Genomic DNA, 24,662 nt, shown 5'->3' with positions numbered 1-24,662 from the left:
GTGCTCAGCCCGCCAGCGACTTGAGGCGGGTCACCGCCTCCTCCAGGACCGGGGTCTGCTTGCAGAACGCGAAGCGTACGAAGGGGGCGCCCGCCGCGCGGTGGTCGTAGAAGACCGCGTTCGGGATCGCCACGACGCCGGCGCGCTCCGGGAGGGAGCGGCAGAAGGCGAAGCCGTCACCGCCGTGGGAGAGCTCGTCGCCCAGGGGGCGGATGTCGGTGGTGATGAAGTACGTGCCCGCCGGGCGGTAGACGTCGAAGCCCGCCGCCGTCAGGCCCGCGCCGAGCAGGTCCCGTTTGGCCCGCATGTCCGCGCGGAAGTCGTCGAAGTACGAGGTGGGCAGGGCGAGTGCCTCCGCGATGGCGTACTGGAAGGGGCCCGAGGAGACGTACGTCAGGAACTGCTTGGCCGAGCGGACCGCCGTGACCAGCTCCGGCGCGGCCGTCACCCAGCCGACCTTCCAGCCCGTGAACGAGAACGTCTTGCCCGCGGAGCCGATGGTCACCGTGCGCTCGCGCATGCCGGGGAAGGAGGCGAGCGGGAGGTGCTCGGCGTCGTCGAAGACCAGGTGCTCGTAGACCTCGTCGGTGACGACCAGCAGGTCCCGCTCGACCGCCAGCTTCGCGATCTCGGTGAGCTCGGCGCGGGTCAGGACGGTGCCGGTCGGGTTGTGCGGGGTGTTGAGGAGGATCAGGCGGGTGCGGTCGGTGACCGCGTCGCGCAGTTCGTCCAGGTCCAGGACGAAGCGGCCCTCGCGGGGGCGCAGAGTGACCGGGACCCGGGCTCCGCCGGCCAGGGCGATCGAAGCCGCGTACGAGTCGTAGTAGGGCTCCAGTGCGATGACCTCGTCGCCCGGCTCGACGAGGGCGAGCAGCGAGGCCGCGATCGCCTCGGTCGCGCCGGCCGTCACCAGGACCTCGCGGTCGGGGTCGTACGACAGGGCGTAGCGGGCGAGCTGGTGCTCGGCTATGGCCGTGCGGAGCTCGGGGACGCCGGGGCCCGGCGGGTACTGGTTGCCGCGGCCGTCGCGCAGCGCCCGTACCGCGGCCTCGCGCACCGCCTCGGGGCCGTCGGTGTCGGGGAAGCCCTGACCCAGGTTGATCGCGCCCGTTTTCACCGCCAGTGCGGACATCTCGGCGAAAATCGTCGTGCCGAACTCGGCGAGGCGGCGGTTGAGCAGCGGGCGCTCGCGCCCGGAGGAGGACGTCATGGCCGCCATCCTGCGCCGAACCTCTGGAGTTCCTCAACTCTGCTTTGCGCCGGTCCGGGCAGGGGCATCCCCCTGTCACGCAAGAAGCACGGCCCACGGGGGGACCTGCTTCGGGGGAACGGAAGGAGTGTGGGAGCCATGGTCCTGGCTTTCGTCTTCATCGCGGTGCTCGTGTTCGCCCTGGCCGCGGGGATCGGTTACGGGGGGCGCGGCTCGCGCAAGTCCCGCTCGCGATGGGGCTCGGGCGGTGCGTCCGGCTCGGCGGGCGGCGGCAGCTGGTGGGCCGGCGGCGGGGACGGCGGCGGGCACCACGGGGGCGGGCACCACGGGCACTCCTGCGGGGGCGGGTCCTCGTGCGGGGGTGGGTCCTCGTGCGGAGGAGGCTCCTCGTGCGGGGGCGGCGGGGGCGGCTGCGGCGGCGGAGGCAGCTGACACGGGGCAGCTGGTCCACCGGTTCGAAGGAAGTGCCCGGCGGGGGCGGACAATTCCCGCCGGGCGCTTTCGCGTTGTGCGTAGTGGTGCGGCGGGCGCGCGCTCCGGTGCCATGCCGTGGTTGCTGTACTGAACAGTTGAACTGTGCAGCCCTCATGGGGATGGAAACCCTACGAAGTTGGGTAAAAACGCTGTGGCAGTGTCGCCGACCATGATTCCCTCTTAAACGTCAGCACCGCCCTCGGACGTCCGGTACAGGTTTCGCGGACCGAAGTCTGGAGACCCGTCGCGTGACGTTCTCGTGGGCACGAGCCGGCATTCCGACCGCCCGGTGTCCCATCCGGGTGCGCCGGCCCCACCTCCATTGCGTGTTAGCGGAGCCGACCCATGCTCACGACCCTGAAGACTGTCTATACCGACACGCGCGCCGCGGACCTCGCCTGGGCCCTGGGGCGCGAGCCGCTGCCCGCGTTGGCCACTCTCGAAGTCGAACTGGCCGACGCCTCACTGCAGTTGAGACTTCTCGGTGCCTCGCACCAGGTGCTCGTCGAGGAGGAGCGGGGCGGCTGTTCCGAGACCGTGGCCTGCATCCCCGGCAGCAGTACGCCCCTCCCTCTCGGCGTCTCCAAGCGCATGGGGGACTGGGAGTACGAATTCGCCGCGCGCGTGGAGACGTTGTCGAGCGGTCAGTTCGCGGGACGGGCGCAGGAACTGCTCGCCCTGGTCGCCGAACACCCGCACGGCCTCGCGGGCGTGTTCCCCGGCAGCCCGCACGCCTTCACCGCGCTGCTCGCGCAGAGTCACGAGGGGGCGTTGATGTGGCGGACGTGGCATGCCTATCCGCAGGACGGCCAACTGGTGGCCACGCGGACGCGGGTGGGGGCGAGGATGCCTCTGCCCGCGTCGCTGTGAGAGGGAGATGCACCCATGTGGGGGACCCGGAGTGAGTGTGTCGTGACGTAGCGTTCCAGGCGTGATCGAGTCGTCGGTGCGGTTGCCCGTCTCGCCGCGGACAGGACGTTTCCTCGTTCTCGCCGGCGTGTTCGTCTGTGCTGCCTGCGGCCTCGTCTACGAACTCGAACTCGTCGCCCTCGCCTCGTACCTGATCGGTGACTCCGTCACCCAGGCCTCCGTCGTGCTCTCGGTGATGGTCTTCGCCATGGGCGTCGGCTCGCTGCTCGCCAAGCGGCTGCGCCCGCGCGCCGCCGTCTGGTTCGGCCTCGTCGAGTCGGCGCTCGCGCTGGTCGGCGGGTGCAGCGCCATGGCGTTGTACGCGGCGTTCGCGTGGACCGGCGACCGGGGCGAGGTGTGGGCGGGCGGATCGCGCTCCCTCCTGGTCGCGTTCTCCCTGGCCATCGGCATCCTGATCGGCGCCGAGGTGCCGCTCCTGATGGTGCTCATCCAGCGCATCCGGCGCCAGGACGCCAGCGGCGCCGTCGCCGACCTGTTCGCCGCCGACTACGTGGGCGCCCTGGTCGGCGGGCTCGCCTTCCCCTTCCTGCTGCTTCCGCTGTTCGGCCAGTTGACGGGCGCCCTGTTCACCGGCGCGGTCAACGCCGTCGCCGGGGGCGCGCTGGTCTTCGGCCTGTTCGGGCGCGACCTCAGCGTGCGCGGCCGCTGGGTGCTCCTGACGGTCAACGTCCTGGTCCTCTCGCTGCTCGCCTCCGCCGCCGTGCTCGTCGACGACTTCGAGCGGGCCGCCCGGCGCGCGGTGTACGGCGGGGACGTGCGGGTCGCCCGGCAGACCGACGTCCAGGAGGTCGTCCTCACCGGCGGGAAGCGGAGCTCCCTCGACCTCTACCTCGACGGGCGCCTGCGCATCAGCGGCCGGGACGAGAAGCGCTACCACCAGGGTCTCGTGACCCCCGTGATGCGCGGCTCCCACGCGCGCGTGCTCATCCTCGGCGGCGGCGACGGGCTCGCGGCGCGTGAGGTCCTGCGTCACCCCGGCGTGCGCCACGTCGACGTCGTGGAGCTGGACGCGGGCGTCGTCGACCTCGCCCGGCACGACCCGGCCCTCAGCGAGCTCAACGCCCACGTCTACCGCGACCCGCGCGTCCGGGTGGTGAACGCCGACGCGTTCCGCTGGCTGCGCTCGGCCCGCGCGGCGTACGACGTGGTGATCTCCGACCTGCCCGACCCGGGCATCACCGCCAGCACGAAGCTCTACTCCCAGGAGTTCTACGGCCTGGCCACCCGCGTCCTCGCCGACGGGGGCAGGCTCGCCGTGCACGCGGGCCCGATGTCGGCGAGGCCGCGCGTCTTCTGGACGGTCGAGGCGACGCTGCGGGCGGCGGGGCTCGCGACGGTTCCCTACCGGGTGGGCGGCCGGCAGTCCGGGTTCGCCGCCGGGCCCGACCGTACGGCGCGGGGCGTCCGCGCCGCCCGAGACTGGGGCTTCGTGCTCGCCTCGCGGGACGTGCCCGTACTGCTGCGGACGGCCGGTTCCGAGGTGGTGCGGGCCGGGGCGCGGGCGGCCGAGCGGACCCGGCAGCCCGGCCTCGCGCCGTCCACTCTCGTGCATCCGCGTTACGCGAACTGACGTACACGGTCCGACGAACTGTCGTACAAGGCGGCGGACACGTGGGTAGGCTCGGCTGCCATGGAGCATGAGGTGTTCGTTCCGGTCTCGGCAGAGCGGCTCCGGCAGGTCCTGGCCGACCCCGAGCGGGTCGCCGGGGCGGTCCCGGGGCTCCAGCGTGACGCGGACGAGACGGCGGGACCGCTCTCCGGGCGCCTGAAGGTGCGCGTCGGAGGGCACACCATCACGTATCGCGGGTCGGCGCTGACCGAGTCCCGCGACGACGGGACGTGCGCGCTGGAGGCCGAGGGCGCCGAGGCGCGCGGCTCCGGGACCGTGCAGCTGTCGCTGACCGTGCGGCTCGCGCCGGCGGACGGGGGCACGACGCTCGTGTTCGGCGGGAGCGCGGCCGCCGAGGGGCGGATCACGGAAAGTGATCCACAGGCTGTGGATTCCGCCGTGCGGCGGCTCCTGGAGCGGTTCGCGGAGGGGCTCGCCGCGGCGGTGCCGCCCGACACGGCGCCCGAGCCGGAGGCCCCGGCCGGGAAGCCTGACGACACCGGGAACCACGCCGCGGGCGACACCGAGCCGCCGGCGCCCCGCGCGGCCACCGTGTTCGAGACCGAGGTGCCGCCGCCCTCCCTCGATCCGCTGGCCGACGAGCTGGCCGACGAGCTGTCCGACGACCTGTCCGACGAGCTGGACGCCCACCTGGACGACGCCCTCGACGCGGCGGACGACCTCGACGACCTGGACGAGGTCGACCAGGCCGAGGTCCTGGAAGCGCTGGACGCCCTGGACGAGGCGGACGGCGTGGAGAACCTCCACCTGGCCGCCGTGCCGCCCGCCGAGGCCGCGCACGCCCGCCGGACCATGATCGGCCGCAGCGCCGAGGAGGTCGACCACGCCCCGCCCCGCGGCCGGTACGCGCCCGCGCCCGCCCCCGACTCCCTCGCCACCAGCGCCACGCTCCGCTGGGCCGCGCCCGCCGCCGCCCTCGCGCTGGCCTCGGCCATCGTCGTCGGCAGGGCCCTGCGCCGCCGCCGCTGAGCACCCACGCCGTAGGGTCGGGCCCGTGAGCATCGAAGACGTGACCCTCACCGCGGGCGACGCGGAAGTGACCGTGCAGCCGGGCAACGGCTGCCGCATCGGAAGTCTGCGCATCGGCGGCGCCGAGCTGCTGAGGCAGGGCCGGAAGTACGGCTGCTTCCCGATGGTGCCGTGGTGCGGCCGCATCGAGGAGGGGCGGTTCCGCGACGGCGCCACCGTCCATCAGATGCCGCTGAACTCCCCGCCGCACGCCATCCACGGCTTCGCCCGCGACGCCGAGTGGCGCACGGCGCGCACCTCGCAGACCGAGGCCGTCTTCACGTACGACCTCACCGACCCCTGGCCCTACCCCGGCCGTGTCACGCAGATCGTGGAGCTCACCGAGGACGGCCTGACGCTGCGCCTGGGCATCGAGACGTACGGCGCCTCCTTTCCCGCGCAGGCCGGCTGGCACCCGTGGTTCAACCGGTCCCTCGACGGCGGCGGCGAGCCCGTCCGCGTCGACTTCGCGCCCGCCTGGCAGGAGGAGCGCGGCGAGGACCACCTGCCGACCGGGCACCGCGTCGACGTGCGGCCGGGCCCCTGGGACGACTGCTTCGGCATGCCCGACGGCGTCGACGTGACGCTCACCTGGCCCGAACGGCTGGAAGTGCGGGTCACGAGCCGCGAGCAGTGGGTCGTCGTCTACGACGAGCAGGAGGCCGCGGTCTGCGTCGAACCGCAGACGGGACCGCCGAACGGGCTCAACACCGACCCTCGCCTCGTCACCCCCATCGAGCCCCTGGAGACGGCGACGACCTGGCGCTGGCGGCGGCTCTGAGCGGTGCGCGGAGGGCCCGCGCGGCGGCTTTAAGCTCTTAGGCATGACTGACGTACGCGGCGAGCTGCTGCAGCAGATCAAGGACAAGGCCGTCGTGCACGGCAAGGTGACGCTCTCCTCCGGCCTGGAGGCCGACTACTACATCGACCTCCGCCGGGTCACCCTCGACGGCGAGGCCGCCCCGCTGGTCGGCCAGGTGCTGCTCGACCTCACCAAGGACCTCGACTTCGACGCGGTGGGCGGCCTGACCATGGGCGCCGACCCCGTCGCGGGCGCGATGCTGCACGCGTCCGCCGCGCGCGGCGAGCGCCTGGACGCGTTCGTCGTCCGCAAGGCGGCCAAGGCGCACGGCATGCAGCGCCGCGTCGAGGGCCCGGACATCAAGGGCCGCCGCGTCCTGGTCGTCGAGGACACCTCCACCACCGGCGGCTCGCCGCTGACCGCCGTCGAGGCCGTCCGCGAGGCGGGTGCCGAGGTCGTCGGCGTCGCCACGATCGTGGACCGGGCCACCGGCGCCGGCGAGAAGATCACCGAGGGCGCGGGCGTGCCCTACCTCTTCGCGTTCTCCAAGGACGACCTCGGTCTGACCGACTGACGGGCCGACTGACGGGCCGGCCGACTGGTCGATCCGGCGGACCGCCGGCCGGAGGACTCGGGACCTAGGTCCTCACCGCTCCGGCCGCACTCCGGCCGGAGCGGTCCGGCAAGTCTGGAAAGATGGGGGCGACGATGACGTCGCCCCCTTAGGTCAGGGCCAAGCACACACCCGCACATCACAAGGAGCGGACACATGCCCATCGCAACCCCCGAGGTCTACGCCGAGATGCTCGACCGGGCGAAGGCAGGCAAGTTCGCCTACCCGGCGATCAACGTGACCTCCACGCAGACCCTGCACGCGGCCCTGCGCGGCTTCGCGGAGGCGGAGAGCGACGGCATCATCCAGATCTCCACCGGTGGTGCGGAGTTCCTGGGTGGCCAGTACAACAAGGACATGGTGACCGGCGCGGTCGCGCTCGCCGAGTTCGCGCACATCGTCGCCGCCAAGTACGACATCACCGTCGCGCTGCACACGGACCACTGCCCCAAGGACAAGCTGGACGCGTACGTGCGTCCGCTCCTGGACGTCTCCGCCGAGCGCGTCGCCAAGGGCCTGAACCCGCTCTTCCAGTCGCACATGTGGGACGGCTCCGCCGAGACCCTCGCCGACAACCTGGCCATCGGCCAGGAGCTGCTCGCGAAGGCCGCCGCCGCGAAGATCATCCTTGAGGTGGAGATCACCCCGACCGGTGGCGAGGAGGACGGCGTCACCCACGAGATCAACGACGAGCTGTACACGACCGTCGACGACGCGCTGCGCACCGCCGAGGCCCTGGGCCTGGGCGAGAAGGGCCGCTACCTCCTGGCCGCGTCCTTCGGCAACGTCCACGGCGTCTACAAGCCGGGCAACGTCGTCCTGCGTCCGGAGCTCCTCAAGGACCTCCAGGAGGGCGTCGGCGCCAAGTACGGCAAGCAGTCGCCCTTCGACTTCGTGTTCCACGGCGGCTCCGGCTCGACCGCCGAGGAGATCGCGACCGCGCTGGAGAACGGCGTCGTCAAGATGAACCTCGACACGGACACGCAGTACGCGTTCACGCGTCCCGTCGCGGACCACATGTTCAAGAACTACGACGGCGTCCTGAAGGTCGACGGCGAGGTCGGCTCGAAGAAGACGTACGACCCGCGCACCTGGGGCAAGGCCGCCGAGGCCGGCATGGCCAAGCGCGTCACCGAGGCCTGCGCGAACCTGCGCTCCACGGGCACGAAGCTCAAGTAACCCGCTCCGCGCCTGAACGGGCCCGGCACCCTTCCCTGGGTGCCGGGCCCGTTCGCGCATGGAGCAGACTTGCCCCATGGCCATTCACAAGGATCTGCTCGGGGGACCGCCCCCGACCCACCTGCCCGACGACCCCGAGCCGCGCGAGCTGCTCGCGAACGGCACGCCCGCCGCCGACGTCGCCGCGAAGTACCCCACGTCCTCGCTCGCCTGGGCACGGCTCGCCGACGAGGCGTACGAGCGCGGCAGCGTCGTCGAGTCGTACGCGTACGCCCGCACCGGCTACCACCGCGGCCTGGACTCCCTGCGCCGCGCGGGCTGGAAGGGCCACGGCCCGGTGCCGTGGGAGCACGAGCCCAACCGCGGCTTCCTGCGCGCGCTGCACGCCCTGGCGCGGGCCGCCCAGTCGATCGGCGAGCAGGAGGAGTACGAGCGCTGCGCGGGCTTCCTCCGGGACTCCTCGGCCACCGCGGCCGAGACGCTCGGCTGACGTGGGCGGGGGCCCGGGGTGCTGCCACCCCGGGTCCTCCGCCACGGGGTGGCAGCACCCCGGCCCTCCCGTCGCCCCCCGGGGCTCGTCCTCAATCGCCGGACGGGCGTGACCGATGGGCCCGCGCCGCGCGGGCTCTCCCAGGGGCGCGGGGAACTGGGCGACCAGCCGCAGCCGCAGCCGAAGGCGAAGTCAGCGCAGTTCCCGGAGCAGAGCCGCTTCGTACGGCGCCGCGTCGGCCAGGCGGTCGGTGAGCGCCTTGTTCGCCCATTCCGGGTCCGCGATCAGGCTGCGTCCCACCGCGATGACGTCGAACTCGTCGCGCTCCATGCGGTCGAGGAGCAGGTCGATGCCGGTCGACGCGGACTCCTTGGTGAAGCCCTGCGGGCCGATGAACTCCTTGTCGAGGCCGACCGAGCCGACGGACAGCGTGGGCCTGCCGGAGAGCTTCTTGACCCAGCCCGCGAGGTTGAGGTCGTCGCCCTCGAACTCGGGGAGCCAGTAGCGCCGGGTGGAGGCGTGGAACGCGTCGACGCCCGCCGCGGCCAACGGCGCGAGCAGCGCCTCCAGTTCGCCCGGATCCGTGGCCAGCTTCGCGTCGAACGCGTTCGCCTTCCACTGCGAGAGGCGGAAGATCACGGGGAACGTGGGCGAGACGGCCCCGCGCACCGCCTCGACGATCTCGCGCGCGAAACGGGCGCGGGAGGCGAGGCCGCCGCCGTAGCCGTCGGTGCGCCGGTTGGTGCGGTCCCAGAAGAACTGGTCGATCAAGTAGCCGTGCGCGCCGTGCAGTTCGACGCCGTCGAAGCCGAGCCGTTCGGCGTCGGCCGCGCTGTCGGCGAAGGCCTTGATCACCGCGTCGACGTCGGCGCCCGTCATCGCCACGCCCTTGGCCTCGCCGTCCAGGCCGAGGCCGGAGGGGCCCGCGGGGGGCGCCGCGGGGACCGGGCCCTGGCCCGCGTCACGGGTCGTGCCGACGTGCCAGAGCTGCGGGACGATCCGGCCGCCCGCCGCGTGCACCGCCTCGGCGACCCGCCGCCAGCCCGCGAGGGCCGCCTCGCCGTGGAAGTGCGGGACGCGGTGGCTGCTGCCGGCCGACGCGTGGTCGACGTAGGTGCCCTCGGTGACGATCAGGCCGACGCCGCCCGCGGCACGGCGCGCGTAGTACTCCGCCACGTCCGCGCCCGGCACGCCGTCCGGTGAGAACTCCCGGGTCATGGGGGCCATGGCGATGCGGTTGCGCAGGCTGAGGCCGTTGATGTCGAAGGGCCGGCCGAGGAGCCGCGCTGCTCGTGACGTGGTGGTTTCCGTGGCTTCCATGCCGTCTCCCGGAGGTTCATCGGTACTTTCGACGCGAACATAGTCATACGCGTCTGACAGCACTGTAAGCCGATTGCCCATGTCGCCGTCCAGGCGGGTACCGTGAACTCCATGAACTGGCCCGCGACCGAGCGCCATTGTCTGACCCCCGCGCCCGGCGGCCTCGCGCTCGTCCAGGAGCTCCTGAACACCGCGCCCGCCGGCCACCCCGACTCCGTCGACCTGCTCGCCGACGGGGAGCTCGACCGTGCCCAGGAGTGGGCCGACGGGGCCGTGCGCGGGTGGGCGGGGGAGACCGGGCGGGGTGATGTGCGCCTGGCCCTGGCCGAGACGGACCTGTTCCAGCTGCGCTGCCTGCGCGACCAGCTGCGCCGCGCGCTCGCCTCGGGGAGTCAGGCCGATGCGGGCGATGCGGGCGATGCGGTCGATGCGGGCGATGAGGAGGGCCGGAGCGGGGGGCAGGCGGGCGGTGCCGTGCGGTTCACCTCCGCGCCCGTCGTCGTCGCCCTCTCCGGTGACGGCGCGCTGACCGTGGAGCCGGAGGGCGCGGGAGCGCGCTGGCTGGCCTCGGCCGTGCTCGCCGAGGCGCTGCTCGCCCAGGCGTCGGGCCTCTGGCGGCGGCTGAAGATCTGCCGCAACGAACCCTGTTCCGCCGCCTTCTACGACCGCTCCCGCAACAACAGCGGCGTCTGGCACTCGGTGCGCGGCTGCGGGAACGCCGCCCATCTGCGGGCCTGCCGGGAGCGCCGCAGGGCGCGGGCCTGAGGGTGCGGGTCTGAGGTGCGGGTCTGACGGCCCAGGTCTCAGGGTGCGGGTCCGCGGGCTCCTCGCGGGGCGGGGCCGGGGGGCGACGGCCGACGGCCGCGTACCGGTTTCGGTGGACATCTGCGTACACCTTTCACTGCTGTGTACGTGGGGGCGGGGGCGCCTTGCCGATTCCGGGAAAGTTGCAGAAGATTCCGGTGGGGACCGGGGCCCCCGTGTCGGTAACGGCAGGGGCGGACCGCTACCCGGAGTACGTATCGAGGAGACAGCGATGTCCCCACAGACGCATGAGGCAGCCCCCACATCCCCCGGGGAGCGAGCGGCGTCCACCGAGGCCGACGAGGCGGAGAGCCCGAACCTCGACTTCGCGGGCACCACTCCGTACGAGGACTACGTCCAGGCGGACGTCCTCACCCACCTCCAGCACCTGCGCTCGGACGACCCCGGCGAGATGGTCTTCCTGGTCACCACCCAGGTCATGGAGCTGTGGTTCACGGTGATCGTCCACGAGTGGGAGACGGCCGCGCACGCGCTGCGCCGCGACGACATCCCCGTGGCGGTGGCCGCGCTCAAGCGCAGCCTGCGCGAGCTGGAGGCCCTGAACGCCTCCTGGCGCCCGCTGGCGCAGCTCACCCCCGCCCAGTTCAACTCCTACCGCGGCGCGCTCGGCGAGGGGTCCGGCTTCCAGTCCGCGATGTACCGCCGCATGGAGTTCCTGCTCGGCGAGAAGTCCGCGTCCATGCTGGTCCCGCACCGGGGCGCGCCGCGCGTCCACGCGGAGCTGGAGAAGGCGCTGCAGGAGCCGGGCCTGTACGACGAGACGCTCGCGCTCCTGGCCCGGCGCGGGTACGCGATCCCGGCGGCCGTCCTGGAGCGTGACCTGGCCGCGCGCTACGAGCCGTCGCCGGAGGTCGAGGCCGTCTGGACCGAGCTCTACTCGGGCGACGAGAGCGGCGACCTCGCCCGCCTGGGCGAGGTCCTGACGGACGTCGGCGAGCTGGTCTGGCGCTGGCGCAACGACCACCTGGTCGCCACCCGCCGCGCGATGGGCTCCAAGACGGGCACCGGCGGCTCGGCGGGCGTGGCCTGGCTGGAGAAGCGCGCGACGAAGAACGTGTTCCCCGAACTGTGGACTGCGAGGAGCCATGTCTGACCGGCGGACCGAGTCCGGCCTGCGGGCCGAGGCCGAGGCCCTGGACGCCCGCGACGAACTCGCCGCCAAGCGCAAGGAGTTCGTCCTGGACGACACCGTCTACCTGGACGGCAACTCCCTGGGCGCCCTGCCCGCGCACGTCCCGGAGCGCGTCGCGGACGTCATCACCCGCCAGTGGGGCAGCCTGCGCATCCGCTCCTGGGACGAGAGCGGCTGGTGGACCGCCCCCGAGCGCATCGGCGACCGCATCGCCCCCCTCGTCGGCGCCGCCCCGGGCCGGATCGTGGTCGGCGACTCGACCAGCGTGAACGTCTTCAAGGCGCTGGTGGCCGCCGTCCGCATCGCCCGGCGGCCCGGCGCCGGAGACCCGGACGGAGGGCGTGACGAGATCGTCGTTGACGTCACGACCTTTCCCACGGACGGGTACATCGCACAGTCGGCGGCCCGCCTCACCGACTGCCGCCTGATCCCCGTGGCCCCGGGCGACGTACCGGGCGTCCTCGGGGAGCGCACCGCCGCCGTCCTGCTCAACCACGCCGACTACCGCACCGGCCGCCTGCATGACCTGCCGGGCCTGACGGCGGCGGTCCGGGCGGCGGGCGCCGTATCCGTCTGGGACCTGTGCCACACGGCGGGCGCGCTGCCGGTCGGCCTGGACGAGCACGGCGTGGACCTCGCGGTCGGCTGCACCTACAAGTACCTGAACGGCGGCCCGGGTTCGCCCGCCTACCTGTACGTGCGCGAAGGCCTCCAGGACCGCTTCGACTCGCCGCTGCCCGGCTGGAACTCGCACGCCGAACCCTTCGGCATGCGGCCCGACTTCGAACCGGCGGGCGGGGCGCTGCGCGCTCGCGTGGGCACGCCGGACATCCTGTCGATGCTAGCCCTGGAGGCGTCCCTCGACGTCTGGGACGGCGTCTCCGTCGACGCGGTGCGCGCCAAGTCCCTCGCCCTGACCGACTTCTTCCTGCGGTGCGTCGAGGCGTACGTACCCGCGGGGCGGGTCGCGTCCCTCACCCCCGCCGCGCACGCCGAGCGGGGCAGCCAGGTCGCGCTGCGCTGTGCGGGTGCCGGCGACGTGATGCGCCGTCTCGTCGAGCGGGGCGTGGTCGGCGACTACCGCGCGCCGGACGTGCTGCGGTTCGGATTCACGCCGTTGTACGTCTCCTTCGGGGATGCGGAGCGGGCGGCCCGGGTACTGGCCGACACGCTGGACTGATAGCGTCCGGCGGATCTTGCTCCCGCTCCCCCGCACCCCGGGGGAGCGGGCGCAGCCCGCAAGCCGCACTGCTGTGGAGAGGTTGCCGCATGCTGGACGACGCCGCCGTGGCCCGTGATGCCGCCGAGGCCGACGCCGCCTTCTCGCATCCCGTCGTGAAGCCGGACAGCACCGCCGCCTACGGAGAACACCCCGACCAGGTCGTCGACTTCTACGCCCCCAAGGGTGACGGCGGCCATGCCGCGCCGCTCGTCGTGCTCCTGCACGGCGGCGCCTGGCGCGCTCCCTACGACCGGCAGCACGTCACGCCGTTCGCCGGCTTCCTCGCCCGCCGGGGCTTCGCCGTGGCCAACGTCGAGTACCGCAGGGGCTCTTCCCTCCCCGCCCAGGGCGGCACGGGGCCAGTGGCCGGGCGCTGGCCCGAGACCTTCGACGACGTGGCGGCCGCCTGCGACGCGCTGCCCGCGCTCGTCCGGACGGCCCTCCCGTCGGCCGATGCGCGGCGCACCGTCGTCGCCGGGCACTCCGCGGGCGGCCACCTCGCGCTGTGGGCCGCCGCACGGCACCTGCTGCCCGCCGACGCCCCCTGGCGCACCGACCGCCCTGCCGCACTGCGCGGCGTCGTGGCGCTCGCCCCGATCGCGGACCTGCGCGCCGCCGCGGACCTCGACGTGTGCGGCGGGGCCGCGGGGCAGCTCCTGGGCGGCGCCGAGAGGTTCGAGGAGCGCCTGCCCTACGCCGACCCGGCCGCCCTGCTCCCGACGGGCATCGCCACGACCGTGGTCCAGGGCCGCACCGACATCGTGGTGCCCCAGGCGGTGGCGGAGGCGTACGCCGACGCGGCGGCGAAGGCGGGCGAGGTGGTGGGCCTCACGCTCCTGGAGGACGTCGGCCACTTCCCCCTGATCGACCCGTCGGCGGACGCGTGCGCGGTGGCAGCGGAAGAAATCGCCCAGTTGGCGTTCTGACCTGCGGTTGGAGCCCCTCCGGCGAGGGAGGAGCGAGGTCTGGGGGCAGCGCCCCGGATTCCCTGACGGCACCGGGACCGGGCCCGAGTAGTACCTGGGACGGACCCCGGGGAACCCCCCTGGCTATGGACGCCCCGGCGGCTCGCCCCCCGTACCGTCGTAGACGTGACCGAGACGACTGAGCAGCTCAAGGCCAGAGGCCAGAAGAGCCCCGAGTACCACCTCGTGCGGGAGGCCTTCAGCGGCCTGCGCGAGGCGCTTTTCCGCGATCCCTTCGCCTACCGGCTGCTGCCTCCCCGGACGACGGGCGGGCTGGCGGCCCGCCTCCTTCCCCAGCGGATACGCGGGTACGCCGCGTGGACCCCGCACGCCCTGGTGGCCACCGCCGCCCTGATCACCGTGCTCATCGCCTACCAGGTCGGCATGGGCGGACGCGGGATCGCGCACCTCCTCACCGGCTTCATCCCGGCGACCGCCGTCCTGATGACGCTGGTCAGGCCGGTCGGCGCCTTCTGGGTCTCGCTCGCCTCGACCCCGTTCACCGCGGTGCTCGGCAACACCTGGGACGGCTGGCCGTGGACGCCCCCGGCCCTCTTCGGGCACATCGTCGTGCTGGCCGTGGTCGCGGCCAGGACGGGTCCGCGCACGGCCGTGTGGATGTGGCTGGGGACGGCGGCGTACGGGCTCGGCACGGAGGTCGTCGCCGGCGGCCCCAGCTCCTCCAACGCCCCGCCGATGCTGTTCTTCTCCGCGCTCGCCCTGCTGGTCACCACCGTGGTGCACGTGCGCCGCGAGGCACAGCGCGAGGTCACCGTGCAACGCACCGTCACCGCCATCGAGCGCGACAAGCGCACGCTCCTGGAGGAGCGCACCACCATCGCCCGCGAGCTGCACGACGTGGTCGCCCACCACATGTCGGTGGTCGCCATCCAGGCGGAGGCCGCGCCCTACCGCGTGGAGAACCCGCCGCCGGAGCTGGAGCAGGCCTTCGTGACGATCCGCGAGAACGCGGTGTCCGCGCTGACCGAGCTGCGCCGTGTCCTCGGCGTCGTACGGGCGGAGGACTACGAGGCGCCGGACGCCCCGCAGCCCACGCTCGGCGACCTCGACCGGCTCCTGGACAACGTCCGCGACGCCGGCCTGGCCGTCGACAAGGTGGTCACCGGAGCGGTCCGCGAGCTCCCGCAGGGCGTGGAGCTGTCCGCGTACCGCATCGTGCAGGAGGCGCTCAGCAACAGCCTGCGCCACGCGCCGGGCGCCGGGGCGCGGGTCGAGGTCGGCTACGTCCTGGGCGGTTTGGGCCTGCGCATCGTGAACGGTCCTGCGACCGGCCTGGTCAAGCCGTCCCCGGGTGCGGGGCACGGCCTGACCGGCATGCGGGAGCGCGTCACGATGCTGGACGGCGAGATGACGGCGGAGGCGACGGCGGAGGGCGGCTACGAGGTCACGGTCTTCCTGCCGGTGGCGCCCGCGGACCGGATCGACCCGGCGGGAGCGGACTCATGACGATCAAGGTGCTGATCGCCGACGACCAGATCATGGTGCGGGAGGGCTTCTCCGTCCTGCTGAACGCCATGCCCGACATCGAGGTCGTCGGCGAGGCCGTCAACGGCAGGGAGGCGGTCCAGCGGGTGCGTGAACTCGCCCCCGACGTCGTCCTGATGGACATCCGCATGCCGGAGCTGAACGGCATCGAGGCGACCCGCGAGATCATCGCGGCCGAGGGTGACTCGAAGGTCCTCGTCCTGACGACCTTCGACCTCGACGAGTACGTGTACCAGGCGCTGCGCGCAGGAGCGTCCGGCTTCCTCCTCAAGGACGCGTCCGCCCGCCAACTGGCCGACGGCGTACGAGTGGTGGCGTCCGGCGAGGCGCTGCTCGCGCCCACCGTGACGCGCCGCCTGATCACGGAGTTCTCCAAGCTCGCGGAGTCGCCGCGGCTCTCGGCGGCGGTCCAGGCGCAGCAGTACGGCGAGCTCACCGAGCGCGAGACGGAGGTCCTCGTGCTCATCGCGCAGGGCCTGTCGAACGCGGAGATCGCCTCCCGGCTCGTGGTCGCCGAGTCCACGATCAAGACGCACGTCAGCCGGGTCCTGGTGAAGCTGGGGCTGCGCGACCGGACGCAGGCGGCGGTGTTCGCGTACGAGGCGAGGCTGGTCACACCGGGGTGAGCCGCACTAGCGTCGCGCCATGGACGCAGCCTTCGAGGTCTCCGAGGTGTTCGCCCCCTCGTCGCGGGAGTTCGTCGCCGACCCGTACCCGGCGTACGCACGCCTGCGCGAGGCGGGCCGCGCCCACTACTACGGGCCCACCGGCCAGTGGCTGATCCCGCGCCACGCGGATGTCAGTGCCCTGCTGCGCGACCGGCGCCTGGGCCGCACCTACCTGCACCGCTTCACCCACGAGGAGTTCGGCCGCCAGGCACCGCCCGCCGCGCACGAGCCGTTCCACGTCCTGAACGACAACGGCATGCTCGACCTGGAGGCGCCCACGCACACCCGCATCCGGCGCCTGGTGGCGAAGGCGTTCACGCCGCGCACGGTCGAGCGGCTGCGGCCGTACGTGGCGGAGCTGGCGGACCGGCTGGTGCGGGAGCTGGTGGCGGACGGCGGCGGTGACCTCGCGGCGCGGGTCGCCGAACCGCTGCCGGTCGCGGTCATCGCCGAGATGCTGGGCATCCCCGAGGGCGACCGGCAGCCGCTGCGCCCCTGGTCGGCGGCGATCTGCGGGATGTACGAGCTGCACCCGTCCGAGGAGAGCGCCGAGCGTGCGGTCCGCGCCTCCCTCGAATTCAGCGCTTACCTCAGGGAGTTGATCGCGGTCCGCCGCAAGGAGCCGGGCGACGACCTGATCTCCGGCCTGATCGCCGCGTACGAGGACGGGGAGTCGCTCAGCGAGCAGGAGATGATCTCGACGTGCGTGCTGCTGCTGAACGCGGGGCACGAGGCGACGGTGAACGCCACGGTCAACGGCTGGTACGCGCTGTTCCGCCACCCGGCGCAGCTGGCCGCCCTGCGCGCCGACCCGGCCGGCCTGGTCCCCACTGCCGTCGAGGAACTGATGCGCCACGACACCCCGTTGCAGCTCTTCGAGCGCTGGGTCCTCGACGACATCGAGATCGACGGGGTGACGATCCCGCGCGGCGCGGAGCTCGCGCTCCTCTTCGGCTCGGCCAACCACGACCCCGCGGTCTTCGACCGCCCGGCCGAACTCGACCTGGCCCGCCGCGACAACCCGCACATCTCCTTCAGCGCGGGCCTGCACTACTGCATCGGAGCGCCGCTCGCCCGGATCGAACTGGCCGCTTCCCTGCGGGCGTTGCTCCACCGGGCCCCGGGCCTGCGGCCGGCCGCCGAGCCGCGGCGCAGGCCGAACTTCGTGATCCGGGGCCTGGAGGAACTGCTCGTCGAGGTGTGACGCCTCAGCGGATCGTGAACAGCCGGCCGCGCAGCCCGTCCTGTCAGCCGGTCGTATCAGCCGGTCATGTCCCGGCGCCGCAGGCCCGCGAGGCCCGCCGTCACCAGTGCCGCCGCGATCAGGGTGAGCAGCACCAGCGGCGGCCAGGACACCGCGGAGCCCGGCAGCTTCGGCAGGTGACCGAAGGGGGAGAGGTCCATGACGGCCTGCGGGAGGTCGAGGACCGGGCCGATCCAGCCGATCGCCAGGCAGACCCCGGCCACGGCCCAGGACGCCGCGGCCGCCTTCGGGAAGGCCCCGACCAGCAGCACCGCGAGCCCGCCGACGACCCAGACCGCGGGCAGCCGCGCCAGGCACGCGCCCAGCACGGCGCCCACGTCGGCACGGTGGCCGAGGGCGGCGCCGAGACCGGCGGCCGTCATCAGGAGCACCGTCCCGCCGAACGCGATCACGAGGTGCCCGGCGGCCCACCGCAGCCGGCCGACCGCGCCCGCGAGGACCGGCTCGGCCCGCTGCGAGGTCTCCTCGCCGTGCAGCCGCAGCACGCACACCACCACGTACAGCGCGGCGATCATGCCGAACATGCCGGTCACCGTGGCGAGGAAGGCGTCCGTGAGCCCGGATCGCCCGCCGAGGCGCTCGACGACGTCGCGGGTGCTTTCGTTGTCGCCGACGAGGTCGGCGGCGCCGGACGCCATCCCGCCGAAGACGACCCCGGCGGCCAGGAAACCGGCCGTCCAGCCGGCCACCGCGCCCCGCTGCAGCCGCCAGGCGAGCGCGCCCGCCGTGCCGAGCGTGCCCCGCGCGGGCCCCGGCCTCGTCGGCAGGAAGCTCATGCCGACGTCGCGGCGCCCCGCGAGCACGTACGCGACGAACCCCTGGGCCGCGATCGCCGCGCCGAGGACGAGCAGCACCCACCAGCGCTCACCGGCGTACGCGCGCAGGTTCTCCTGCCAGCCGAGCGGCGAGGCCCAGGTCAGCGCGGAGGACCCGCCCGAGGTCCCGGCGTCGCCCGCGGCCCGCAGCACGAACGCCGTGCCGAGGACCGCGGCCGTCAGGCCCTTGGCGGCCCGCGCGCTCTCGGTGAGCTGCGCGGCGATCGCCGCCAGGGTGGCGAACAGCATGCCGACGCCCGCGACGCCGAGGCCGAACGCGAGGGCGCCGCCCGCGCCCCGCCCCGCCAGGCCCGCGGTGATCAGGAGTCCCGCCCCGGCATCGGCGACGCACGCGGCGAGCAGCGCGGCGGTGAGCGGCGCCCTGCGCCCCACCATGGCGGCGCAGAGCATCTCCTGGCGCCCGGTCTCCTCCTCCTCGCGGGTGTGCCGGATGACGACGACGAGACTCATGACGGCGGCCAGGACGCCCGCGTAGCAGCCGATGCGCCAGGCGGAGAGGGCGCCGACGGAGTCGCCGAAGACCGGCCCGTACAGGGCGCGCATCGAGGCGTTGGCGTTCATCGCCGTCATGGCGTCGGCGCGCTCGGCGGCCGTGCCGTAGAAGCTCTCCAGGGAGCCCGGCATGGCCAGGACCAGGCCGGACACGAGGAGGACCCAGACGGGCATCATGACGCGGTCGCGGCGCAGCGCGAGGCGCAGCAGGCTCCCGGTGCCCGCGGTGGCGGTCATCGGGTCATCGCCGCGCCGTGCGCGCCGGCCGCGTCGTCGGTGTCGGTGGTGTCGGTGGTGTCGGCGGTGTTGGCGGTGTTGTCGGTGTCGGCGGTGTTGTCCTGATAGTGCCGCAGGAACAGCTCCTCCAGGGTCGGCGGGGAGCTGGTCAGCGACCTGACGCCGACGGCGGTGAGGGTGGTGAGGACGGCGTCGAGCCGGTCGGACTCGACCTGGAGACGGACCCGGTTGCCCTGTACGTCCAGGTCGTGGACGCCGGGCAGCCGCGCGAGGCCGTCGGGGGCGCCCGCGAGTTCGGCGCTGACGCTGGTCCGGGTCAGGTGGCGCAGGCCGGCCAGCGAGCCGGTCTCGACGGTCCGGCCCCTGCGGACGATGCTGACGCGGTCGCAGAGCGTCTCGACCTCGCTGAGGATGTGCGAGGAGAGCAGGACGGTGCGGCCCCGGTCGCGCTCCTCCTCGACGCAGCGCTGGAAGACCTCCTCCATCAGCGGGTCGAGGCCGGAGGTCGGCTCGTCGAGGATCAGCAGGTCGACGTCCGAGGCGAAGGCGGCGACGAGGGCGACCTTCTGGCGGTTGCCCTTGGAGTACGCGCGGCCCTTCTTGGTGGGGTCCAGCTCGAACCGCTCGACGAGCCGGTCGCGCCGGGCGCGGTCCAGGCCGCCCCGCAGCTTCCCGTAGAGGTCGATGACCTCGCCGCCGGAGAGGTTGCGCCACAGGGTGACGTCACCGGGGACGTAGGCGACGCGGCGGTGCAGGGCGACCGCGTCGTGCCAGGGGTCTCCGCCGAGCAGCTGGGCCGCGCCGGAGTCCGCGCGCAGCAGACCGAGCAGGACGCGGATGGTGGTCGACTTCCCCGCGCCGTTGGGGCCGAGGAAGCCGTGCACCTCACCGGACTCGACGTCCAGGTCGAGACCGTCCAGCGCGTGCGTCTCGCCGAACGACTTGTGCAGTCCGGAGACGGTGATTGCTCTCGTCATGTTTCGGAACGTACGCTACTTTCACAAATTTGTGAAGTTAGGGAAGTGTATAAACTCTGCTGTGCCGTGGTGAGCGGGGCGGACACAGAGGAGACGCAGGGGAGATGATCGGCGGATGACCGGGCACGAGGCCGAGGGCGGGAACGACGCGATCGACGGGAACGGCAGGACCGACAGGACCGGCAGGACCGACAGGACCGACAGGACCGGCGGGAAGGCCGGGAGCGCGGGCCGGGAGCAGCGGTCAGCCGTACGCGACCGCGACCCGGAGGCCGTCTCCCGCTTCGTGGAGCAGTTCGCCGCGCAACTCGTCGAGGCGGGCATGCAGCGGATGCCCGCCCGGATCTTCGCCGCCCTGCTCGCCTCCGACGCGGGCGCGCTCACCTCGGCGGAGCTCGGCGAGAAGCTGCGGGTCAGCCCGGCGGCCGTCTCCGGCGCCGTGCGCTACCTGACCCAGCAGCACATGGTCACGCGCGAGCGGGAGCCCGGGACGCGGCGGGACCTCTTCCGGGTGCACGGCAACCAGTGGTACGAGGCGCTGGGCAGCCGCGACTCGATCCTCAAGCGCTGGGAGAACGCGATGCGCGAGGGGGTCGAGGGCCTCGGCGCGGACACGCCCGCGGGGCGGCGCCTGACCGAGACGCTGGCCTTCTTCGAGTTCGTCCAGGGCGAGCTGGCCGGAATGATGGACCGCTGGCGCGTGCACCGCGAGGCACTCTTCGGCCAGGAGTGATCCGGTACCCCCGGCAACCCCGGCAACCCCCGGGGGCCGGTGGCCCCACCGGCCCCGTCCGCACATCACCGCGGCAGCGTAAGCCCCCACGCCCTGGGGTGCACCGTCCAGGTCCGGGTGCGCACCGGGCCCGTCACCACCGCGTCCGCCCGGTAGCGGAAGTCGGCCCCGGACACCGTCAGGGTCCGCGCCCGCACCCGCAGCGGCGCCGCCCCCGCGCCCACCGAGGACGGTCTGACCTCCACCTGGACGAGGCCGCCGTGGCCCGCGGTGACGCGGACGCCCTCGACCGGCTGGTCCAGGTCGACGAGCGTGACGCCGTCCGCCTCGATGCGCAGCCGCGCGGGCGCGCGCCGGTCCGTCGCGGCGGGCCGTGCGGGGCGCGCGGCGAGCGTACGGACGAAGGACTGGCAGGTCCGCAGCCAGGCGTGCCCCTCGGCGGCGACGCCGGCGCCCACCCGGGACGCGGCGTCGGCGGCGTCGGAGTCCTCCTCGCCGCCGTCCGAGGGAGCGCCCGACCCGACCGGCGGGATCCGCAGGTCGCCGAGGACCACGCCGTCACTCTCGTCGACCAGCAGATCGAGTCTTCGTTCGACGCCCTCCAGGACGGACCGCGCCGCCGCGACCGCTCCCGAGGGCACTCCGAGGCCCCGTGCGAGGGTCTGCGAGGCGCCCACGGGAACGACCGAGAGCGTGCATCCCGCGAGGTCCCGTTCCCGGTGGAGCACCCCGACCGCCCGCAGCAGCGCCCGGTCGTCTCCGATCACCACGAGGCGGCGCGCACCCCTCCTGACCAGTGCTTTCGTGAAGTCCTCGGGGCCGTCGGGGAGGCAGACACGGACCGCCGCGCCCGCTCCGAGCACGTCCTTCGCGATCCGTACCGACTCACCGTCCGTGCGCCGGGCGACCGGGTCGATGACGACTAGGAGCTGGTCGCGAGCCGACAACGTGCGCCCTTTCTTTTAGCCGTTCTTTGAGACCTCGGGTAGCATCTTTGTGCAAGAGCCCCTTGCGCTATTGCGCCAGGGGCTTCGTCTATTCCGGGGCAGCATCCAAGGCACACCCATATCGGCGGCTACGGCCCCTGACCTTGGACATGCCCCGCCCGGAAGGGGTGTACGCCTGTGCCCGCACTTGTGCTGCTCGGTGCTCAGTGGGGTGACGAAGGCAAGGGAAAGGCCACTGACCTGCTCGGTGGCTCGGTGGACTATGTGGTGCGCTACCAGGGCGGCAACAACGCCGGCCACACGGTCGTCGTAGGCGACCAGAAGTACGCGCTGCATCTCCTCCCTTCCGGGATTCTCTCCCCGGACTGCGTGCCTGTCATCGGCAACGGAGTCGTCGTCGACCCGTCGGTCCTGCTCTCCGAGCTGAGCGGTCTGAACGAACGCGGCGTCGACACGTCGAAGCTGCTGATCAGCGGCAACGCGCACGTCATCACGCCGTACAACGTGACCGTCGACAAGGTCGGCGAGCGCTTCCTCGGCAAGCGGAAGATCGGCACGACGGGCCGGGGCATCGGCCCGACCTACGCCGACAAGATCAACCGCACCGGCATCCGCGTGCAGGACCTCTATGACGAGTCGATTCTGCAGCAGAAGGTCGAAGCGGCCCTGGAGCAGAAGAACCAGCTCCTGACCAAGGTGTTCAACCGCCGCGCCATCGAGGCCGAGCAGATCGTCGAGCAGCTCCTGGAGCACGGCGAGAACATCAAGCAGTACGTCGCCGACACGACGCTGATCCTGAACAACGCGCTCGACGAGGACAAGGTCGTCCTGTTCGAGGGCGGCCAGGGCACGCTCCTGGACGTGGACCACGGCACGTATCCCTTCGTCACCTCCTCGAACCCGACCGCGGGCGGCGCCTGCACGGGTACGGGTGTCGGCCCGACGAAGATCAGCCGCGTCATCGGCATCCTGAAGGCGTACACGACCCGCGTCGGCGCGGGCCCGTTCCCGACGGAGCTCTTCGACGCGGACGGCGAGGCGCTGCGCACGATCGGCGGCGAGCGCGGTGTCACCACCGGTCGTGACCGTCGCTGCGGCTGGTTCGACGCCCCGATCGCCCGCTACGCCACGCGCGTCAACGGCCTGACGGACTTCTTCCTCACCAAGCTCGACGTCCTCACCGGCTGGGAGCAGATCCCGGTCTGCGTGGCGTACGAGATCGACGGCAAGCGCGTCGAGGAACTCCCGTACAACCAGACCGACTTCCACCACGCGAAGCCGATCTACGAAACGCTGCCGGGCTGGTCCGAGGACATCACCAAGGCCCAGACCTTCGCCGACCTGCCGAAGAACGCGCAGGCCTACGTGAAGGCCCTGGAGGAGATGTCCGGCGCCCCGATCTCCGCGATCGGCGTGGGTCCGGGCCGCACGGAGACGATCGAGATCAACTCGTTCGTCTAGGGCGGACGGCTGCCGGACACCGGCGGCCGCCGGAGCCCGGAGGCTCAGGAGAGGGGCGTCCCGCCAGGGGCGCCCCTCGCGCGTGTCCGTCACCGCGGCAGGTCGTCGCCGCAGATGCGCAGGCCCTCCGGGGTCGCGCACGGGAGGTGGCCGTGGGTGCGGATGACGGCCAGGCCGTTGCCTCGGGCGTAGGCGAGGAAGCTGGAGGCCAGGGAGTCGGCGGGAGGCTGGCCGTACGTGTAGGCGTACTCGATCTCGCGGTAGGGGTAGCCGGTCCTCGTCAGCTGGTCGGTGGAGGGTGCGTGGCCCTCCAGGTCGACGCGGTGCAGGCCCTTGGGGCCCGAGGAGGCGCGCAGTTCGCTGTAGCCGACGGCGCCGGGGATGCGGCCGACGGTGGCCAGGACCTGGTCGGTGGAGTCGAGTTCGCAGCGGATGACGGGGACCGAGGGGTCGTCCTTGCTCAGGCAGTCGTTGGACGACGCCTTGATCTCGAAGCTGCCGCCGAGGACCCGGCGCTGGAGCGTGTCGCGGGTGCCCGAGCTCGAGCCGCGGCTGACCAGGACCACCGGCAGGTCGGGGCCGCCCAGCTGCTTCCAGTTGCGGACGTCGCCGCGGTAGAGGCGGCGCACCTGGGGCAGGGTCAGATTCCGCAGCGGCACCCGGTCGTTGAGGACGAGGGCGAAGACGGAGACCGCCACGCGCGTCTCGGCGAGCCGAGGCAGACCGTCGGACTTCGGCCCGTCGGAGAAGGCGAGCAGCGGTGGCGCGCCCTTCCCCCGGTCCTTTCCCCGGCCCCCGCCGCCGCCGGTGAACTCCCTTCCCCTGTCGTCCAGTTCGCGCACGCCCGACGCACTGCCGTGCGCGGCCACCGTGATGTCGGAGCCCGGGCAGTCCTCCTCGTACGATTCCGCGAGCTCCTCGGCGACCGGCGCGAACGCCGTCGAGCCGAGCACCGTCAGCTCGCCCGTCGCGCACTCGATCGGCGGCGGGTCGTCCTCGCGCAGCACGATGATCGAGGCGAGCGTGACGACGGAGAGGGTGAGCAGGACCGTCAGGAGCTGCGCGGGCCGGGAAAGGAGCGGGGCCTTGCCGTCGAGGGTGGTGGTCGAGCGGTTGGGCTGCACCTCGCCCGCCTGGATGCCGCCGGACAGCGTGATCTCGCCGCCGACGGGACCGCCCGTGAGCAGCACGAGGAGCTTGTAGTGCTGCCCCCTGTTGAGCGGGACGCGCGGGATGTGCAGCGTGCTGCCCTCGTAGCGCAGGCCCGCGCCCGCCGTGAAGTGCTCCATCAGGTGGTCGTCGCCGGAGGGCGCGGTGACGGCGAGGCCGCGCACGGTGCGGCCGGTGAAGACGGCGGTGAGGCCGTGCAGCGCGCGGCCGCTGTAGTCGGCGTCGGACACGGCCTGCGAGCCGTCGTTCTCGACGCGCAGCAGGACGAGCGTCGCATCCGACATCTCGGGGGTCTCGTCGAAGAGCCCGAGGCGCGTGTTGGCGCCGCCCGTACGGACGTTGTCCCCTATGGCCGTGTCCAGCTGGACGCGGTAGCCGACGCGTTTGCGGCGCGGCACCCGGCGCTCGTACCAGAGCGCGCCGACGGTGGCGGCCAGGCCGAGGACGGCCGTGAGCACGGCGATGGTGTTCTCGGCGCTCAACCAGTCCATGGGCGGTGACGGTAGGCGGCCGGACCGCGCGGAGAGGCGGCTTCGCCGGCCTGTCGGCAGTTGTTCGCCGCCGGTTCAGA

General features: G+C 73.0%; 23 protein-coding genes. 17 read left to right on the top strand and 6 right to left on the bottom strand.

Annotated elements, in window-relative coordinates; all coding sequences use genetic code 11:
* Positions 1–4: 4 nt before the first annotated feature.
* On the bottom strand, positions 5–1,219 hold the full coding sequence (locus tag ACZ592_RS09920; RefSeq protein WP_471581015.1) for a pyridoxal phosphate-dependent aminotransferase: 1,215 nt from the start codon (positions 1,217–1,219) through the stop codon (positions 5–7).
* Positions 1,220–1,348: 129 nt separating this feature from the next.
* On the opposite strand from ACZ592_RS09920, the gene ACZ592_RS09915 reads away from it, so the two are divergent.
* The 8 genes from ACZ592_RS09915 to ACZ592_RS09880 all read left to right on the top strand — a co-directional run bounded on the left by ACZ592_RS09915 (position 1,349) and on the right by ACZ592_RS09880 (position 8,336).
* Positions 1,349–1,642 carry a hypothetical protein gene (locus ACZ592_RS09915; RefSeq protein ID WP_471581014.1) on the top strand — a complete coding sequence of 98 codons (294 nt, stop codon included), beginning with the start codon at positions 1,349–1,351 and terminating at the stop codon, positions 1,640–1,642.
* Positions 1,643–2,029: 387 nt separating this feature from the next.
* Positions 2,030–2,554: a DUF2617 family protein gene (locus ACZ592_RS09910; RefSeq protein WP_471581013.1), complete on the top strand. Its 525-nt coding sequence runs from the start codon at positions 2,030–2,032 to the stop codon at positions 2,552–2,554.
* A 61-nt stretch (positions 2,555–2,615) separates the two neighbouring features.
* Positions 2,616–4,184 (top strand): polyamine aminopropyltransferase, encoded by a 1,569-nt coding sequence (locus tag ACZ592_RS09905; protein WP_471581012.1) that lies wholly within the window; start codon positions 2,616–2,618, stop codon positions 4,182–4,184.
* 60 nt (positions 4,185–4,244) lie between these two features.
* The gene (locus tag ACZ592_RS09900; RefSeq protein WP_471581011.1) at positions 4,245–5,213 is read left to right on the top strand and encodes an SRPBCC domain-containing protein; all 969 of its coding nucleotides are present in this window, start codon (positions 4,245–4,247) and stop codon (positions 5,211–5,213) included.
* 25 nt (positions 5,214–5,238) lie between these two features.
* On the top strand, positions 5,239–6,033 hold the full coding sequence (locus tag ACZ592_RS09895) for an aldose epimerase family protein (RefSeq protein WP_471581010.1): 795 nt from the start codon (positions 5,239–5,241) through the stop codon (positions 6,031–6,033).
* Between the two features lie 43 nt (positions 6,034–6,076).
* Positions 6,077–6,628, top strand: coding sequence for an orotate phosphoribosyltransferase (gene pyrE / locus ACZ592_RS09890; protein ID WP_471581009.1), 552 nt, complete (start codon positions 6,077–6,079; stop codon positions 6,626–6,628).
* A gap of 195 nt (positions 6,629–6,823) precedes the next feature.
* Complete coding sequence (gene fbaA / locus ACZ592_RS09885) at positions 6,824–7,846, top strand: class II fructose-bisphosphate aldolase (RefSeq protein ID WP_471581008.1); 1,023 nt, start codon at positions 6,824–6,826, stop codon at positions 7,844–7,846.
* 76 nt (positions 7,847–7,922) lie between these two features.
* Complete coding sequence (locus ACZ592_RS09880) at positions 7,923–8,336, top strand: DUF3151 domain-containing protein (RefSeq protein ID WP_471581007.1); 414 nt, start codon at positions 7,923–7,925, stop codon at positions 8,334–8,336.
* 192 nt (positions 8,337–8,528) lie between these two features.
* On the opposite strand, the gene ACZ592_RS09875 is transcribed toward ACZ592_RS09880, so the two are convergent.
* Entirely contained in the window at positions 8,529–9,656 is a 1,128-nt protein-coding gene (locus ACZ592_RS09875) for an NADH:flavin oxidoreductase (RefSeq protein WP_471581006.1), read from the bottom strand.
* Between the two features lie 111 nt (positions 9,657–9,767).
* Here ACZ592_RS09875 and ACZ592_RS09870 point away from each other — a divergent pair, with 111 nt between their 5' ends.
* From ACZ592_RS09870 to ACZ592_RS09840, 7 genes are all read left to right on the top strand, one after another.
* Positions 9,768–10,421, top strand: coding sequence for a CGNR zinc finger domain-containing protein (locus ACZ592_RS09870; RefSeq protein ID WP_471581005.1), 654 nt, complete (start codon positions 9,768–9,770; stop codon positions 10,419–10,421).
* A gap of 271 nt (positions 10,422–10,692) precedes the next feature.
* Entirely contained in the window at positions 10,693–11,574 is an 882-nt protein-coding gene (locus ACZ592_RS09865) for a tryptophan 2,3-dioxygenase family protein (RefSeq protein WP_471581004.1), read from the top strand.
* On the top strand, positions 11,567–12,793 hold the full coding sequence (gene kynU, locus ACZ592_RS09860) for a kynureninase (protein ID WP_471581003.1): 1,227 nt from the start codon (positions 11,567–11,569) through the stop codon (positions 12,791–12,793). The genes ACZ592_RS09865 and kynU overlap by 8 nt, the downstream gene beginning before the upstream one ends.
* 89 nt (positions 12,794–12,882) lie before the next feature.
* Positions 12,883–13,761, top strand: a complete 879-nt coding sequence (locus ACZ592_RS09855) for an alpha/beta hydrolase (RefSeq protein WP_471581002.1) — start codon at positions 12,883–12,885, stop codon at positions 13,759–13,761.
* Positions 13,762–13,926: 165 nt separating this feature from the next.
* Positions 13,927–15,267, top strand: coding sequence for a sensor histidine kinase (locus tag ACZ592_RS09850; protein ID WP_471581001.1), 1,341 nt, complete (start codon positions 13,927–13,929; stop codon positions 15,265–15,267).
* A complete protein-coding gene (locus tag ACZ592_RS09845) occupies positions 15,264–15,932 on the top strand; it encodes a response regulator (protein WP_471581000.1) in 669 nt (222 codons plus the stop codon). Before ACZ592_RS09850 ends, ACZ592_RS09845 begins: the two co-directional genes overlap by 4 nt.
* A 19-nt stretch (positions 15,933–15,951) precedes the next feature.
* Positions 15,952–17,178: a cytochrome P450 gene (locus ACZ592_RS09840; protein ID WP_471580999.1), complete on the top strand. Its 1,227-nt coding sequence runs from the start codon at positions 15,952–15,954 to the stop codon at positions 17,176–17,178.
* Positions 17,179–17,234: 56 nt separating this feature from the next.
* On the opposite strand, the gene ACZ592_RS09835 is transcribed toward ACZ592_RS09840, so the two are convergent.
* Complete coding sequence (locus ACZ592_RS09835) at positions 17,235–18,803, bottom strand: ABC transporter permease (RefSeq protein WP_471580998.1); 1,569 nt, start codon at positions 18,801–18,803, stop codon at positions 17,235–17,237.
* The gene (locus ACZ592_RS09830) at positions 18,800–19,780 is read right to left on the bottom strand and encodes an ABC transporter ATP-binding protein (protein ID WP_471580997.1); all 981 of its coding nucleotides are present in this window, start codon (positions 19,778–19,780) and stop codon (positions 18,800–18,802) included. Before ACZ592_RS09830 ends, ACZ592_RS09835 begins: the two co-directional genes overlap by 4 nt.
* A gap of 115 nt (positions 19,781–19,895) precedes the next feature.
* On the opposite strand from ACZ592_RS09830, the gene ACZ592_RS09825 reads away from it, so the two are divergent.
* The gene (locus ACZ592_RS09825; RefSeq protein WP_471580996.1) at positions 19,896–20,513 is read left to right on the top strand and encodes a GbsR/MarR family transcriptional regulator; all 618 of its coding nucleotides are present in this window, start codon (positions 19,896–19,898) and stop codon (positions 20,511–20,513) included.
* Positions 20,514–20,578: 65 nt separating this feature from the next.
* On the opposite strand, the gene ACZ592_RS09820 is transcribed toward ACZ592_RS09825, so the two are convergent.
* Positions 20,579–21,460, bottom strand: coding sequence for a diacylglycerol kinase family protein (locus tag ACZ592_RS09820; RefSeq protein WP_471580995.1), 882 nt, complete (start codon positions 21,458–21,460; stop codon positions 20,579–20,581).
* Positions 21,461–21,637: 177 nt separating this feature from the next.
* Here ACZ592_RS09820 and ACZ592_RS09815 point away from each other — a divergent pair, with 177 nt between their 5' ends.
* Positions 21,638–22,921 carry an adenylosuccinate synthase gene (locus ACZ592_RS09815; RefSeq protein ID WP_471580994.1) on the top strand — a complete coding sequence of 428 codons (1,284 nt, stop codon included), beginning with the start codon at positions 21,638–21,640 and terminating at the stop codon, positions 22,919–22,921.
* Between the two features lie 89 nt (positions 22,922–23,010).
* On the opposite strand, the gene ACZ592_RS09810 is transcribed toward ACZ592_RS09815, so the two are convergent.
* Complete coding sequence (locus ACZ592_RS09810) at positions 23,011–24,582, bottom strand: PstS family phosphate ABC transporter substrate-binding protein (protein ID WP_471580993.1); 1,572 nt, start codon at positions 24,580–24,582, stop codon at positions 23,011–23,013.
* Between the last annotated feature and the right edge of the window lie 80 nt (positions 24,583–24,662).

It is taken from the genome of Streptomyces sp. NPDC040622, from assembly GCF_055593965.1.
Note: the sequence above shows the minus strand (reverse complement) of the source record. Positions and strands in the feature narration are given on the sequence as shown.